This is a genomic window from uncultured Corynebacterium sp. (assembly GCF_902782855.1).
Taxonomy (GTDB): Bacteria; Actinomycetota; Actinomycetes; order Mycobacteriales; family Mycobacteriaceae; genus Corynebacterium.
Map to the genome: position 1 here is coordinate 1 of NZ_CACZOO010000017.1, position 14664 is coordinate 14664.

General features: G+C 68.5%; 16 protein-coding genes. 5 read left to right on the forward strand and 11 right to left on the reverse strand.

The features are described 5' to 3' along the window. Window positions 1-9 precede the first annotated feature (9 nt). The gene (locus QZV72_RS00775) at window positions 10-1407 is read right to left on the reverse strand and encodes a class II fumarate hydratase (protein WP_297004047.1); all 1398 of its coding nucleotides are present in this window, start codon (window positions 1405-1407) and stop codon (window positions 10-12) included. Between the two features lie 108 nt (window positions 1408-1515). Further along, entirely contained in the window at window positions 1516-2535 is a 1020-nt protein-coding gene (gene glpX / locus QZV72_RS00780; RefSeq protein ID WP_297004048.1) for a class II fructose-bisphosphatase, read from the reverse strand. A 98-nt stretch (window positions 2536-2633) separates the two neighbouring features. Between glpX and QZV72_RS00785 the strand changes: the two genes are divergently transcribed. Further along, complete coding sequence (locus tag QZV72_RS00785) at window positions 2634-3266, forward strand: DUF4245 domain-containing protein (protein WP_297004050.1); 633 nt, start codon at window positions 2634-2636, stop codon at window positions 3264-3266. Here QZV72_RS00785 and QZV72_RS00790 read toward each other — a convergent pair. The 4 genes from QZV72_RS00790 to QZV72_RS00805 are packed head-to-tail and all read right to left on the reverse strand — an operon-like array spanning window position 3250 to window position 7111. Continuing rightward, entirely contained in the window at window positions 3250-3492 is a 243-nt protein-coding gene (locus tag QZV72_RS00790) for an exodeoxyribonuclease VII small subunit (RefSeq protein WP_297004052.1), read from the reverse strand. The genes QZV72_RS00785 and QZV72_RS00790 overlap by 17 nt on opposite strands. Beyond that, the gene (xseA, locus tag QZV72_RS00795; protein WP_297004054.1) at window positions 3485-4783 is read right to left on the reverse strand and encodes an exodeoxyribonuclease VII large subunit; all 1299 of its coding nucleotides are present in this window, start codon (window positions 4781-4783) and stop codon (window positions 3485-3487) included. Before xseA ends, QZV72_RS00790 begins: the two co-directional genes overlap by 8 nt. A 21-nt stretch (window positions 4784-4804) precedes the next feature. Continuing rightward, window positions 4805-5554: a DUF6542 domain-containing protein gene (locus QZV72_RS00800; RefSeq protein ID WP_297004056.1), complete on the reverse strand. Its 750-nt coding sequence runs from the start codon at window positions 5552-5554 to the stop codon at window positions 4805-4807. 33 nt (window positions 5555-5587) lie between these two features. Beyond that, complete coding sequence (locus QZV72_RS00805; protein ID WP_297004058.1) at window positions 5588-7111, reverse strand: AI-2E family transporter; 1524 nt, start codon at window positions 7109-7111, stop codon at window positions 5588-5590. 88 nt (window positions 7112-7199) lie between these two features. On the opposite strand from QZV72_RS00805, the gene ychF reads away from it, so the two are divergent. The 4 genes from ychF (at window position 7200) to QZV72_RS00825 (ending at window position 11227) form a co-directional block, all read left to right on the forward strand. After that, window positions 7200-8285 (forward strand): redox-regulated ATPase YchF, encoded by a 1086-nt coding sequence (gene ychF / locus QZV72_RS00810; RefSeq protein WP_297004061.1) that lies wholly within the window; start codon window positions 7200-7202, stop codon window positions 8283-8285. 49 nt (window positions 8286-8334) lie between these two features. Continuing rightward, window positions 8335-8670, forward strand: coding sequence for a YchJ family protein (locus QZV72_RS00815; protein ID WP_297004063.1), 336 nt, complete (start codon window positions 8335-8337; stop codon window positions 8668-8670). Further along, on the forward strand, window positions 8667-10379 hold the full coding sequence (locus QZV72_RS00820; protein WP_297004065.1) for a SulP family inorganic anion transporter: 1713 nt from the start codon (window positions 8667-8669) through the stop codon (window positions 10377-10379). The genes QZV72_RS00815 and QZV72_RS00820 overlap by 4 nt, the downstream gene beginning before the upstream one ends. Window positions 10380-10459: 80 nt before the next feature. Then, window positions 10460-11227, forward strand: a complete 768-nt coding sequence (locus QZV72_RS00825) for an endonuclease/exonuclease/phosphatase family protein (protein WP_297004067.1) — start codon at window positions 10460-10462, stop codon at window positions 11225-11227. On the opposite strand, the gene QZV72_RS00830 is transcribed toward QZV72_RS00825, so the two are convergent. The 5 genes from QZV72_RS00830 to QZV72_RS00850 form a co-directional block, all read right to left on the reverse strand. Continuing rightward, the gene (locus QZV72_RS00830) at window positions 11214-11732 is read right to left on the reverse strand and encodes a hypothetical protein (protein ID WP_297004069.1); all 519 of its coding nucleotides are present in this window, start codon (window positions 11730-11732) and stop codon (window positions 11214-11216) included. The two genes, QZV72_RS00825 and QZV72_RS00830, sit on opposite strands and share 14 nt — an antisense overlap. Window positions 11733-11744: 12 nt before the next feature. Beyond that, window positions 11745-12143 carry a hypothetical protein gene (locus QZV72_RS00835; RefSeq protein WP_297004071.1) on the reverse strand — a complete coding sequence of 133 codons (399 nt, stop codon included), beginning with the start codon at window positions 12141-12143 and terminating at the stop codon, window positions 11745-11747. 31 nt (window positions 12144-12174) lie between these two features. Next, window positions 12175-13137 carry a DUF808 domain-containing protein gene (locus QZV72_RS00840; protein WP_297004073.1) on the reverse strand — a complete coding sequence of 321 codons (963 nt, stop codon included), beginning with the start codon at window positions 13135-13137 and terminating at the stop codon, window positions 12175-12177. A 106-nt stretch (window positions 13138-13243) separates the two neighbouring features. After that, the gene (locus QZV72_RS00845; RefSeq protein WP_297004076.1) at window positions 13244-14131 is read right to left on the reverse strand and encodes a patatin family protein; all 888 of its coding nucleotides are present in this window, start codon (window positions 14129-14131) and stop codon (window positions 13244-13246) included. A 52-nt stretch (window positions 14132-14183) separates the two neighbouring features. Beyond that, window positions 14184-14664 (reverse strand): NAD(P)-binding oxidoreductase (locus QZV72_RS00850; protein WP_297004078.1); only part of this gene is annotated, 481 nt, incomplete at its 5' end.

Consider the following 14664-nt stretch of genomic DNA (forward strand, 5'->3'; position numbering starts at 1 on the left):
CGGTGGTGACTAGTCGCGGTCGGTGTTGGCCATGGCCAGCACGTCGAGGCGCCTGTCGAGCTCCTCCTCCGACAGCTTCTCCGGGACGAAGCCCATGTCGATCACGGTCTGACGGATGGTCTTGCCCTCCTTCAGCGCGGTCTTCGCGACCTTCGCGGCGGCCTCGTAGCCGATCGCGGAGTTCAGCGGGGTGACGATGGAAGGAGAGGACTCGGCGAGGGTCTTCATCCGGACCTCGTCGGGGACGATGCCGTCGATGAGGCGGGTCGCGAAGACTCGCGCGGTGTTCGCCAGCAGCCTGGCGGACTCGAGGACGTTGCGCGCCATCATCGGGATGAAGACGTTCAGCTCGAAGTGGCCGGAGGCGCCACCGAAGGCGATGGCGGCGTCGTTGCCGATGACCTGGGCGGCGACCTGGGTGGCGGTCTCGCACAGGACCGGGTTGACCTTGCCCGGCATGATCGAAGACCCCGGCTGCAGATCCGGAAGGTGGATCTCGGCCAGACCGGTCAGCGGGCCGGAACCCATCAGGCGGATGTCGTTGGCGATCTTGTTCAGCGACACGGCGATGGTGCGCATCGCACCGGAGAACTCGACCAGCGCGTCTCGTGCGGCCTGGGCCTCGAAGTGGTTGCCGGCCTCGCGCAGCTGCGAGACACCGGTGAGCTTCTTGAGTTCCTCGGTGACCTTCGCGCCGAAATCGGCGGAGGTGTTCAGCCCGGTGCCGGTGGCGGTGCCGCCGATGGCCAGCTCACCGAGGCGCGGCAGGGTCGCTTCGACGCGCTGGATGCCCAGCTCGATCTGACGGGCGTAACCGCCGAACTCCTGGCCGAGGGTCACGGGCACGGCGTCCATGAGGTGGGTGCGGCCGGACTTGACGATGTGCTCCCACTCGGAAGCCTTCGCGGCCAGCGAGTCGTGGAGCTGGGAGAGGGCCGGGATGAGGTCGGTGACGGCGGCCTCGGTAGCGGCGACGTGGGTGGCGGTGGGGAAGGTGTCGTTGGAGGACTGCCCCATGTTCACGTCGTCATTCGGGTGGATGTCCACACCGGCCTGCTTGGCCAGCGAGGCGATGACCTCGTTGGTGTTCATGTTGGAGGAGGTACCGGAGCCGGTCTGGAAGACGTCGATCGGGAACTCCGCGTCATACCTGCCGTCGGCGATCTCCTTGGCGGCGGCGATGATCGCGTCGGCCTTGGCGGCGTCCAGGTTGCCGGAATCCTTGTTGACCTGGGCGCAGGCTGCCTTCAACAGGCCCATCGCACGGATCTGGGCGGACTCCAGCGGGCGCCCCGAGATCGGGAAATTCTCGACGGCGCGCTGGGTCTGGGCACGCCACAGGGCGTTGACGGGCACCTTGACCTCGCCCATCGTGTCGTGCTCGATACGGTATTCCTGCTCGCTCATGTGTCCTGCCATGTCCTTTTCCTCGGTGATGTGACGGTGACCATTGTGACCCACGCCGGTGACGGGCGCATCAGCCACCCCCGATTCCGGGGGTGAGGTCACCCTTTTTCAGACGTAGTCCTGGACGGAGTAGTCCTGCAGCTTCTGGAGCTGGTGGACGGCCTCGATACGACGGACCGTGCCTGAACGCGAACGCATGACCAGTGAGTGCGTGGTCGCGCCGGAGCTGCGGTACGCCACGCCACGCAGCAGATCACCGTTGGTGACACCGGTGGCGACGAAGTAGCAGTTGTCCGACCGGACCAGTTCCTTCGTGGTGAGGACCGTGTCCAGGTCGAGGCCGGCGTCGATGGCCTTCTGGCGCTCGGCGTCGTCCTTCGGTGCGAGGATGCCCTGGATCTCACCGCCCATGCACTTCATGGCGCACGCCGTGATGATCCCCTCCGGCGTGCCACCGGTGCCCATCATGATGTCCACCGAGCTGGAGGACTCTGCGGCGTGCACCGCGCCGGCGACGTCACCGTCGCCGATGAGCCGGACCTTCGCGCCGGCGGCGCGGATCTCGGTGATGAGGTCGGCGTGGCGCGGTCGGTCGAGGACCATGACGGTCACGTCGGTCGGGTCGATGCCCTTGGCCTTCGCGACGGCCCTGACGTTGTACTCGGTCGGGGCGGTGATGTCGATGACGTCGGCGGCCTCGGGACCCGTGGCGATCTTCCTCATGTAGAACACCGCGGAGGGGTCGTACATGGCACCGCGCTCGGCGGCGGCGAGGACGGAGATCGCGTTCGGTCGACCCTGGGACATCAGGGTCGTGCCGTCGACCGGGTCGACGGCGATATCGACCGCGGCACCGTCACCGGTGCCGACGTGCTCACCGTTGAACAGCATGGGGGCCTCGTCCTTCTCCCCCTCACCGATGACGACGACGCCGTCCATCTGGACAGTGTTGATCATGCTCCGCATGGCGTCGACGGCGGCACCGTCCCCCTCGTTCTTCATACCGCGTCCGACCCACTTGCCGGACGCGAGGGCAGCGGCCTCGGTGACGCGGACCAGCTCCATCGCGAGGTTGCGGTCGGGTGCCTTCATAGGGATGTCTGCGGGGACAGTGGGCTGAGCCGTCATGGCTACCAACTTTCTTTGATGTGCTTCGACAACACCTCCATTCTTCCACGTTGTCGCCGATTCCGGTCGAGGGGGGCCCACGTGACATAATCAACGCCGTGAAGATCGAGAAGCCACGCATGTTCACCAACACCCGGGATCTCATCATCTCGCTGAGCGTCCTCCTGGTGGTGGTGTTCTTCTCCGTCGGTTTCACCGGTCTGTGCAGTTTCAACCCCGGCCCGGCGGACAGGACCGGTCCGGTGCAGGAGGTGGACATCGACACCATCCTGCGCACCGACGCCCGTGGGCTCGGTATCCCGGTGCGGCTGCCCGCCCTGCCGGAGAACTGGGAACCCAATTCCGGGCGCCGCACCATGGTGGACGACGAACCCTCGTCGGAGGCCGGCTGGGTCATCGACGGGGAGGCGTTCCTCGCCCTGACACAGACCGTCGCCGGACTGGAGGACGCCGTCGCCGACGAGGACGACGAGTACCGGGAGAACACCGGTACCTTCGTGGTGCCCGCGTCGGGGTCCTCCACCGGACGGGACGTCACCTGGCAGATCTGGGCCGGTGACGACGTGAAGAGGGTCTGGGCGGCGGACCTGGGGGATGTCCGGCTGCTGATCGCGGGGACCGCGACCGAGGCCCAGTACCGGACCATGGCGGAGGCGGTGACGAAGGCACAGCCGTTGGCGACGGGCGCGGCGTCCAGCAGCACCCCGGGGGTGCCTACTCCGACGGCGTGACGTCACGCTGGGCCAGGGCGTCCTCCACCCGCTTCGATGCACCGTCGAGGTACCGCTCACAGTAGGCGGCCAGGGCCTCGCCGCGCTCCCAGTAGTGCAGGGACTCGTCCAGGCTCATCTGGCCCAGCTCCAGGATCTTGACGACCTCGATCAGCTCGTCGCGTGCGGCCTCGTAGCTGAGGTCCCCGAGCGGGCGGAAGGTCTGCTGGGCATTCTGGTCACTCATCGGTGGACTCCGTTTCCTGGTTGGTGTGTTCCGGTACCGCGCCCGTCGGGGACTTCTCGATCCCCATCGCCGCCGCAGTGACCGATCCGTCGAGGACGCGGATCCGCAGCTGCGCACCCGGCTCGACCTCGTCGACGGTGGTGACGACCCGGGGTGGGGTGTGGTCGCGGGGGACCACCTGGACCACCGCGTAGCCACGCCTGAGGGTCTGGGAGGGACCCAGTGCGTTGACCCGGGCCCGCAGTGACTCGACCTGGTGCCGGGCGGTGCGCACCAGGACGCCGAGGGCGCGGTCGTTGCGGGAGCGCGCGTCCGCAACGATCTGGGACGCCCGGGTGATCGGCAGCATCGGGTCGGCCAGCACCGGCCTGGTCCGCACCGACGCCAGACCCCGTCGCTCGTTGGCGACCCAGGAGCGCAACGCCCCGGCGGCGCGCCCGCGCAGCTCCCCGATGAGCGCGAGCTCGGCGGCGACGTCGGGGACGACACGCTTGGCGGCGTCCGTCGGGGTGGCGGCCCGGAGATCGGCGACGCTGTCGAGCACCGGATTGTCGGGCTCGTGACCGATCGCGGAGACCACCGGGGTCGTCATGGAGCTGACCTGGCGGACCAGGGCCTCCTCGGAGAACGGGAGGAGGTCCTCGACCGAGCCGCCGCCGCGGGCGACGATGATGACGTCCACCCGCGGGTCGGCCTCCAGCTGCTGCAGCGCGGCGATGATCTCCGGAACGGCCTGGGCCCCCTGCACGGCGGTGTTGACGACCTCGAACCGCACCGCGGGCCACCGGTCGTGGGCCACGGCGAGGACGTCCCGCTCGGCGGCGGACTCGCGGCCGGTGACCAGGCCGATACGGTGCGGCAGGAACGGGAGCGGACGCTTGAGCCGTGGGTCGAACAGGCCCTCGGCGGCCAACGCGCGCTTGAGCTCCTCGATCCGGGCGAGCATCTCACCGACCCCCACCGGACGGATCCGTGAGACCCACAGTGAGAAGGTGCCGCGTCCGGAGTAGTAGGCCGGCTTGCCGTAGACGACGACACGGTCACCGTTCTTCACCGGCACCGGCAGACCACGCAGCATCGAGGTGGAGCAGGTCAGGGGGATCGACTGCTCCTGGGAGACGTCACGCAGGGTGATGTAGGACAGTTTCCACGACGGCTTCATGTTGAGCTGTGTGATCTGCCCCTCCACCCAGAGGTGGCCGAGACGCTCGATCCAGCCCTTCACCTTCTCGTTGACGGTGTGGACGTGCCACGGGGAGTCCGGCGTAGTGGGACCCGACGATTCTGACATGACACTGATTGTAGAGGTCTGTCACAGATCGAGGGACGGGTCCTCGCCGCGGTGGCGGCTGGCCCGTGCGGATTCCTCGCGGGCCCGGCGCCGGTCGCTGGCCGCGCGCAACTCCTCGGCACTGCGGGTGCGGGATTCCGGGGGCAGGGGACCACGGTCCGTGGCGGACGTGGAGGCCGCACGACGTGGGCGGGTGACGGTGCGCGCCTGCTGGGCGGACCTGGCCCGTTCCGCGGTGCGTTCGCGGTCCAGGTCGGCGGCACGTTCGATGTCCCGCACCCGGGACGTGACGCGGAGGTTGTTCTCCTCGGCGGCGGTGCTGCGTCTGCGGCGCTGGCGGGCGATACGCTGGGCCCGTTCCCGGGCGGCGGCGTCCAGACGCTGCCTGAGCAGGGCGATGAGCAGACTCACCACGAACGCGGCGAGCAGCCAGAGATAGTTCTCCACCGCGGGGAATCCGGCGGTGAGCAGCGCCGTCTTCCAACTGCCTTCGGAAAAGGACGCGCGGTCAGCGAGGTACCCGACCAGGACGATCCCGGCGTACCAGGTGAAGGGGACGGTGACGACGGTGAGGAAGAGGCCACGGAGCTCGACCAGTGCGGTGCACACGATGGAGGTGAGGAAGAACAGCACCAGGAAGACCGTGCCGATTTCGCCGAGGACCACCCCGGTGAAGACAACCGCCACCGCCACGAGCAGTGGTGCCCACGGGGGGATGAATCCCCACCGGTTCAGGGGCACGTCTTCCGGAGCTTGGGGGTCAGTGGTCACGGGCAGTCATGGTACAGGACATCCCGGGCTGTTCTACTGCGGAGCGTCCCCCGACGTGTCCGTGGGGTCTGCGGCGGCGGTGCTCTTCCGGGTGAGCCGCCACTCCCGCCAGCGCCGGGCGGAGTTCTCGTTGCGCTCGGCGCCCAGGGCTCCGGACTCGGTGGCGAAGGTGATCTCTGCGGCGGACTTCTCCCCGGTGGACAGATCGGTCAGATCCCCGATGTAGCGGAGGATCTCGGCGATCATCGCGGCGACCGGGACGGCCAGGAAAGCGCCGATGATGCCCCACAGACCGCCCCCCACCGTGACGGAGAGCAGCACAACGACCGGATGCAGGTTCATCGCGCGGGACTGCAGGACCGGCGACAGGATATTGCCTTCGAGCTGCTGGACGGCGATGACGATGAGCAGGATGATGACCGCGGTGGTGAAGTCGTTGCCGACGAGGGCGACGAGAACCGACAGCGCACCGGCGGTGAAGGCGCCGACGATGGGGATGAACCCGGCGAAGAAGGTGATGATCGCCAGCGGCCCGGCGAGCGGGACGCCGAGGATGAACAGTCCGAGGCCGATGAAGAAGGCGTCGATGAGGCTGACGAGTGCCTGGGTACGGATGAAACCGCCGAGGGTGTTCCAGCACCGGGTGAGTGCCTCGGTGATGTGCCAGCCGATCCGGCGTCCGGTGATGCGACGGACCATGGGGAGGAACTTCTCCCCGTCCTTGAGGAAGAAGAAGGTGAGGACGAGGACGACGACGAGCGTGACGACGGCTGAAGTGACGGCGGATACACCGGCGACGGCGGTCTCGGTGATCTGGTCGGTGCGGTCCTGCAGCCAGTTCGTGGCCTGGTTGATGGCGTTGTCGATCTGGTCGCTCTGGAGCTCCAGCGGCGGCCCGGCGACCCAGTCCTGGATGGTCTCGACCCCCTCGGTGCCCTTGTCGACGAGCTCACCGGTCTGGTCGGCGACACTCGGGGCGATCGCGGCGACGACGCCGGCGAAGACTCCGAAGAAGACCAGTATCGAGGTCAGGACGGCGAGACCGTTGGGGAAACGCCACTTACGCAACTGCCGGACCAGCGGCCACAGCACGGTGCAGACGATGATGGAGAGGATGATCGGCAGGATGCCGGCCCACAGTTTCGCCGAACCGAGCCAGAGGATGTAGCCGGCGGCGGCGATGACGAGGAAACGGAGGCACCAGCCGGAGAACCAGCGCATCGAGGTGCCGATGACCTCGGCCCGGTCGCGGATCTCCTCGTCGTGGTCGGGGATACCGTTGTCGTCGGCGTCACTGCCGGTCACCTCGGTGACGTCGGGGAGGAGGCGCGGATCAGGGACACCGTCGGTGTCCGCCGGCCTCCTCAGAAGCTCCTTCTGTTCACCGGGGAGAGGGGCGGCGGACTCGGCGGGGAGAGGCCCCGAGCCCATGAGGAAGTCCGCGAAGTCCCGACCGCCGGTGACATCGTCAGGATCCCGCCGTCCGGGGGCGTCTCCGGGGGTGTCATGGCCGTGGGAGGTCGGTGGTCCGTTCTGTTCGCTGCTCACGCGCACCATTGTGCACCACGCGGTGCGGCGGACGTGGGAATTGCCGCCACACCACCTGGTGCCGGTGCGGCACCGGGTACCGGTTAGGATGGACGCCGTGTCTCTTACTCTCGGTATCGTCGGACTCCCCAATGTCGGCAAGTCCACTCTGTTCAATGCTCTGACCCGCAACGATGTGCTCGCCGCGAACTACCCGTTCGCGACCATCGAGCCGAATGAGGGGATGGTGGAACTCCCTGATCCGCGACTCCGGCGGCTCGCCGAGATCTACGGTTCCGAGCGGATCCTCCCGGCGACGGTGACCTTCGTTGACATCGCCGGCATCGTGAAGGGTGCCTCGGAGGGCGAGGGCATGGGCAACGCGTTCCTCGCCAACATCCGCGACGCGGACGCGGTGTGTGAGGTTGTCCGGGCGTTCTCCGATGACAATGTCATCCACGTCGACGGCCGCGTCGACCCGGCGGCGGACATCGCGGTCATCGAGACCGAGCTGATCCTCGCCGATCTCCAGACGATCGAGAAGGCGCTGCCGCGACTGCAGAAGGAGGGACGCAAGGACCGTGACAAGGCCGAGGAGGCTGTCGTGGCGGAGGCCGCGCAGCGGATCCTCGAGGACGGCCGGACGCTGTCGTCCGCGGCGAAGAAAGGCGAGATCGACCCGGCGCCGATCCGTGACCTCCACCTGATGTCCGCCAAGCCTTTCCTCTATGTCTTCAACTCCGACGAGGGCGTGCTCACCGACGAGACGAAGAAGCAGGAGCTCCGCGATCTCGTCGCTCCGGCCGAGGCGGTGTTCCTGGACGCCGCTACCGAGTCGGAGCTGCTGGAGCTGGACGAGGACGAGGCCGCCGAGCTGCTGGCCTCCGTCGGCCAGGATGAGCCGGGGCTCGCGACGCTCGCAAAGGCGGGCTTCGACACCCTCGGCCTGCAGACCTACCTCACCGCAGGCCCGAAGGAGACCCGCGCCTGGACCATCCCGCAGGGCGCGACCGCGCCGCAGGCCGCCGGGGTGATCCACACCGACTTCGAGCGCGGCTTCATCAAGGCCGAGATCATCGGCTTCGACGACCTCGACGAGTACGGTTCGGTCGCTGAGGCACGAACCCACGGCAAGGTCCGTCAGGAGGGCAAGGACTATGTCATGCAGGACGGTGACGTGGTGGAGTTCAAGTTCAACGTCTGACCGGGCAGCGGTCCGGAGCCGGTGGACCCGCGTGTACCAGGATGGGGGTATGACGGACATGACGGACGGGACAGAGCCCACCACCGCCGAAGAGCTGATGCGCTCGCGCTTCCGGGCGTTCAGGGACGCGGATGCGCACTGGCTGCTGCACACCTGGCACCCGTCGACGCGCCCGGCGTCACTCGACATGGGCGACAACCCGGCGTGGCGGGGCCTGCAGATCGTCGACACCGTCGCCGGGGGACCGGAGGACGCCACGGGTGTCGTGGAGTTCCGGGCGACGTACCGGGAGCCGGGTGGGGGAGTGGGGGTCCAGCACGAACGCTCCCGGTTCGTCCGTGAGAGCGGCCGCTGGTACTACGTTGACGGCGACGTCGGCCGATGACGATCCCCACCACCGTCGGACGCTGGTTGCCGGGACTGACGGTGGCGCGGGGTTACCGCCGGGAGTGGCTGCGTCACGACATCACCGCGGGCGTGGCGCTCACCGCCCTGCTCATTCCCGCCGGTCTCGGTTACGCAGAGGTCGCGGGCCTCCCGCCGGTCACCGGACTCTACGCGACCATCGTTCCGCTGCTCGTCTACGCGGTGCTCGGGCCGTCACGCATTCTCGTGCTCGGCCCGGACTCGTCACTGGCTCCGATCATCGCCGCAGCGGTCGTCCCGCTGGCGGTGGCGGGGCCCGAGCGGGTAGCACTCGCAGGGGTGCTGGCACTGGAGGTCGGGGTGGCCCTCATCATTGCCGCCGTGCTGCGACTCGGTGCGTTGACCAGTCTGCTCGCCAGACCGATCCGGATCGGCTACCTCAACGGTATCGCCCTTGCGGTTGTTGTCGGTCAGTTGCCGACGCTGCTGGGATTCGCGGTGGACGCGGATTCGTTGTCCGGTGAGGTGACCGCGATCGCCCGGGGCATCGCGGACGGGGCAGTCGACCTGCGGGCGGCGGCTCTCGGCATCGGATCGGTGTTGGTGATCCTGGTGCTGGCCCGGTGTCTGCCACGGATCCCCGGGGTGCTCGTTGCCGTCGTGGCAGCCACGGTCGTCGTCGTCGTGGCAGGCTGGCGCGGTGAGGTGCCGGTCGTCGGTGAGATGCCGCGCGGGTTCCCGACGCCGGCACTCGGCGGCGTCAGCTGGGACGACGCCGTCTCCCTGGTCATCCCCGCCCTGGGGATCGCTCTCATCGCCTTCACTGACACCGGCGTCCTCTCGCGGACCTTCGCCGCCCGTGACGGGCGGCACATCGACAGCAACCGCGAGATGTCCGCTCTCGGCGGGGCGAACATCGCCAGCGGGCTGCTCGGGGGGTTCCCGGTGTCCGCCTCGAACTCACGTACCCCGGTGGCGGACCGGGCCGGTGCACGGACCCAGCTCACCTCGGTCGTGGGTGCGGGATTGCTCGTCCTGGCGCTCATCGCCGTCCCGTGGATCACCGCTGACCTGCCGCGCGCGGCATTGGCTGCGGTGGTCATCACCGCTGCGGCATCGTTGGTCGACCTCGGTGCCGTGACGTCCCTGTTCCGGGTGGACCGGACAGAGGGGCTGATCTGTCTCGCGGCGACTGCGGGGGTGGCGGTGCTCGGCGTCCTCGAGGGCATCGTGGTGGCGGTGGTGCTGGCGTTCGTCGCCTTCGTCAAGGCGGTCTCCCGGCCCTACCGTGTCGAACTCGGCCGGGTCGCGGGGGTGCGCGGGTTCCACGATGTGACGCGCCACCCGCAGGCCCGGCCTGTCGCGGGCACCGTGCTGCTGCGTTTCGATGCGCCGCTGTTCTTCGCCAACGGCGCGGTCTTCGACGACTGGGTGCGCGACGAAGTCCTCGCCGCCCGGGAACGGGGCCGGGTGATCGAGCGCGTGGTGCTGGCCTGTGAACCGATCACGGGCCTGGATTCCAGCGCGGTGGAGGAGCTCGTCGAGCTCGACGACTATCTTCGACGTCACGGAATCCGGCTCTACTTCGCGGAGATGAAGGACCCGGTCCGTGAGAAGCTCTCCCGGTACCGGCTCACGGTCGACGGGGTACCGCGGTTCAGCCCGGACCGGTTCGCCCCCACTGTCGGGGCGATCGTCGACCGGATCGAGAACGGGGACGTGGCGTAGCCGTCGGAGACGGGGCGGTGGACCCGCCGAGTGGCCGGTCATCCGTCGTTCACGGTCACCAGCGACTACGGTGGACCGGGATGAAGCTGATCAGCTACAACCTCCACCACAACAACGCCGTCACCGAACTGGTGCCCCTGGCGGCCCTCCACGACCCGGACGCGCTGTGCCTGCAGGAGGCGGACACCGCGTCGCTGCCCACCCGGATCGGGGAACTCGAACTGGTGCAGTGTACCTCGGGAACCAGGTTGGGACTTGCGGTCTACCTGCGGTCGAGCCGTTTCGACCCGCATTCCCTGCTCACAGTTCCGCTGGAGAAGTCGCTCCACGACCTGGTGATGAGACCGGGCGAGGAACGGCTGGCCACGGTGCTCGCCTATGACGCGGTCCACGGCGGCGAGGTGCTCATCTCCTCCTTCCATGCCGCGCCGCTGAGCGCCAGCAACGCCCTGCGGCGCCAGCAGATCCGTACCGCCTTCACCGCGCTGCATGACTTCGGGCCCGGCCTGCCGTCGATGATGGTCGGCGACTTCAACTACCCGGTTTTCCAGGCCGGCCTGGCACGGCACGTCGGATCCTACGGGTACAGCCTCTCACGGAGCGACACTTCCACCTACCGGAGCTACGGGGTGCTGCGGGGGCGTTACGATCTCGCCCTGACACATGGCTACCTCGACCCCACAGTCACCTCGCTGCCCCAGGACGGTTCCGACCACCTGCCCATCCTCGTCGAGACGGCGGTGGAACCGGTTCCGGAGCCGGGCCCGGGGGAGCTGGAGGCGGTGCCGAAGACCCTGCTGCTGCCCACCGGTCGGCGTCACCGGCGGCGGCGGGTCAGGCTGCTCTGATCCGGTCGCGGAGTTCGCTGAGGTCCAGCGTGAGCAGGTCGCACTCGCGGAGATGTCCGATGATGTCCGGGCGGGAGTCCGGGTCGGCGGCGAGAAGTTGCTCGCCACGGGTCATCAGTGAGTTGACCTGCTCGAACAGTGCGTTCTGTTCGTCGGTGGGCTGCTCTGACCAGTAGGCGGACTCCAGCACGGTGCCGACCCCGCGGCCTGCCTGGATCCGGTCCCACTCCGCCATCTGACCGCGCAGCGAGTCGGCGGCCAGCACGGAGAGCTCCGTGAGCACCTCGTGCAGACGGGCATCCCCGCGACGTACCCCCCGGTCGGAGAACACCGCCGTCCAGGCCCAGATCACAGTGGCGACCGCCCCGACGACGCCACCGGTGACGAGAACGCCGCCGCCGATGATAAGGGCGAGCTTGAGGGCCCAGGCGATGAGCCAGACCGCCAGACCCAGCACGATGAACAGTGCGCAGCCGGAGCCGCCGGTGGATTTCTGTGACGCCATGCCCATCCCCTCCTAGTCCAGGTTCCAGTCGAGGCCGACACCGGTCAGCCAGACACCGATGAGCACGACGACAGCGCCGCCGATCACGCCGAGGGCGCTCCATCCCGCCGCAGCCGCCGGGCTCTGAACCCGTGAACGGCGGTAGGTGAGATGGGCGTCATACTCCTCCAGGGTCCTGGTCGTGGTGTTGATGACGGCCCTGCGACGGGAGCGCTCGGCGTCCCTGAGCGCGGGGGTGCCGCCGGTGATGTCGGCGGGGGTGGGTACGCCGATCCGTGGCTGCACCGGTGGCGGGACAGGGACAGTGCCGTGGACGGAGCGCCGGTCGGCGAGGACGCTGTCGAGGTCGGAGGTGGGGACCGGGGGAACGGTGGGTGCGGAGTTCTTCGGGGCGTTGTCTGGTGTTGGCACGGAAATGACTGTAGACGAAGGCCAGGACAGCTCAGGCGCCCTCCCCCCAACGGTCGAACAGGCGGGCGACACCACCGGCGATGACCAGCACCACGGATCCGACGAGGAATCCGGCGACAGCCGAGCAACCGGTCTCCACCAGCCACTGCACCGCCGCACCGGTGGACTCCACCCTCTCCACGACATGGTGGACGATGTCGTGCGGCCCGTGCCAGCCCAGTTCGTCGGTGCCGGTGACGAGGATATGGCCGCCGACCCACAGCATCGCCGCGGTGCCCACTACCGAGAGGGTGGCGAGGAGCTTCGGCATGCCGACCACCATCGCCCGGCCGACCCCCTGGATCAGTCCGGTGCGTCCCGCGTCGCCGGAGGCCAGACGGAGGCCCGCATCGTCCATCTTCACCAGCATCCCCACCACCCCGTAGACGCCGACCGTGATGATCAGGGCCACGACAACGAGGATCGCGGCCCGTTCCGGGAGGGGCCTGTCCGTCACCTCGTTGAGCGAGATGACCATGATCTCGGCGGAGAGGATGAGGTCGGTCATCACCGCACCTCTGACCAGAGACGCCTCGTCGTCGGGGCCGCTTTCCGCGGCGGCGACCTGCCCGTCGTCGTTCCCGCCCCGGCTACGACGGGAGACCACCGCGTGCCAGATCTTCTCCGCGCCCTCGTAGGAGAGGTAGGTGCCGCCGACCATGAGGATCGGCGTCAGTGCCCACGGCGCCAGCCAGCTGAGCAGCAGGGCGATCGGCAAGATGATGACGATCTTGTTGACCAGGGATCCCTTCGTGATCTTCCAGACGATCGGCAGCTCACGTGCCGGTGTCACACCGTCAACGAACCCGGGTGCCACCGCGGCGTCGTCGACGACGACCGCCGCGGCTCTCGAGGAGGTGGACGCGGCGGAACTCGCCACGTCACGTGTCGCGACAGCGGCCTTCTTCGCGATGAGGGCTACGTCGTCTAGCAGTGCGAACAGGCCACCGGCCATGGCGGTTCCTTCGGGGAGAAGTCGTGGAAACCCGACAAGTGTAACCCGGTCACCCCACCGTCCACCTTCCGGCCCCACCTGCGGTCACGAGCCGGAGCGCGGGGTCTCACGCGGTGAGGAACTCCATGATCCGGTCCCAGTCGCGGCCGGTCTGCACCAGCCCGTCGTAGTACGTGGCCTTGAGTTTGTCGAGGTTCCGCTCGGTGTTGGAGATGCGCATCTCCTCGGGGAAGAACAGCAGGGCCCGCCCCTGCCTCTCCAGTTCCATGAGCCGCCGCTTCGTCGCGTTGTAACGGTCGGGGCGGGCCACCACCGCATCGGCGACCGCAGGGTACCTACCGAGCAGACGCCGAACCGCCGCAGGGTACCTGACCTGGGGCCGCACATAGTTCCGTGGGCGGGTGCACAGGACCAGGAAACGCTCGAAACCGTCGGACTCCGCGGCATCCACCGGGATGCCGCCCGATCCGCTGAGTGCCCCGTCGACGAACGGCTCACCGTCGACCTCGGGTGTGTTCATGATCACCGGGAGAGTCGAGGACGCCCGTACCCGTTTGAGCAGTGACTCCAGGTCGGTGATGTCCCCGCGCCCCCACCGGACGGTCTCGCCGGTGCGGGCGCTGGTGGCCTCGATCCGGAAGGGCGTCGGGTCGGTGAGGAAAGTGTCGAAGTCGTAGGGGAGGTCGTTGCCGGGGAGCCCGGCGGTCTCGTAGATGTACTCCGCGTCGAAGTACCCGTCACCGCGGATGAGGGACCCCACACCACCGGACGCCGGGGACGCGGTGAATTCCACGAAACTCTCCCGGGCGCGCTCGGGGTCGTGGCTGAGGAAGTTCACGGTGTGGGAGGCCCCTGCGGAGACCCCTCCGACCCACCCGAAGTGCACGTCGTTGACCATGAACTCATGGACGGCGGCGGCGGTGAAGCTGTTTCGCGCACCGCCGCCCTCACAGACGAGAGCGACATCGGTGGCGGTGAAAGGGAGTTCAGTCATTGTCCCGACACTAGTCCGCCGGGGCCCGGGGACGCTCCCGGAAGTCCGCGGCTCATTCGAAACCGGAGCCGTGGGAGTCGAGTGCGGTGGACAGGTTGAGAGACAGCTCACGCAGGACGTCCGACGGGGCGGCGTCCCCCCGGTTGAACCGTAGGGTGTGTCCAGCACTGCGCGGGCACTCCACGGCGGCGGCGATCACCGAGGCGGCAGCCTGCCGCGGCACCGAGGTACTGTCGGTGCGGCCACGGTCCTCGGGGATCAGGGAGATCCCGTCGCGGTCCCCGTCGGTGAGGGTGGAGGGCCCCAGGACCGTCCAGTCCAGCGTCGAGTGTCGCAGGTGCGCGTCCGCACGGGCCTTGGCGTCCGCGTAGAAGTGGAAGGGATCGTCGTCCGGGATACCGTGGTCGGGGTACGAGCCGGACCAGGAGACCATGATGAACCGGTCGGTGTGGGCCTCCTCGGCGGCGTTCATGGTGCGGATCGCGGCATTTTCGTCGACGGCGCGGGTCCGCTCCGGGTCACCGCCGCCGGCC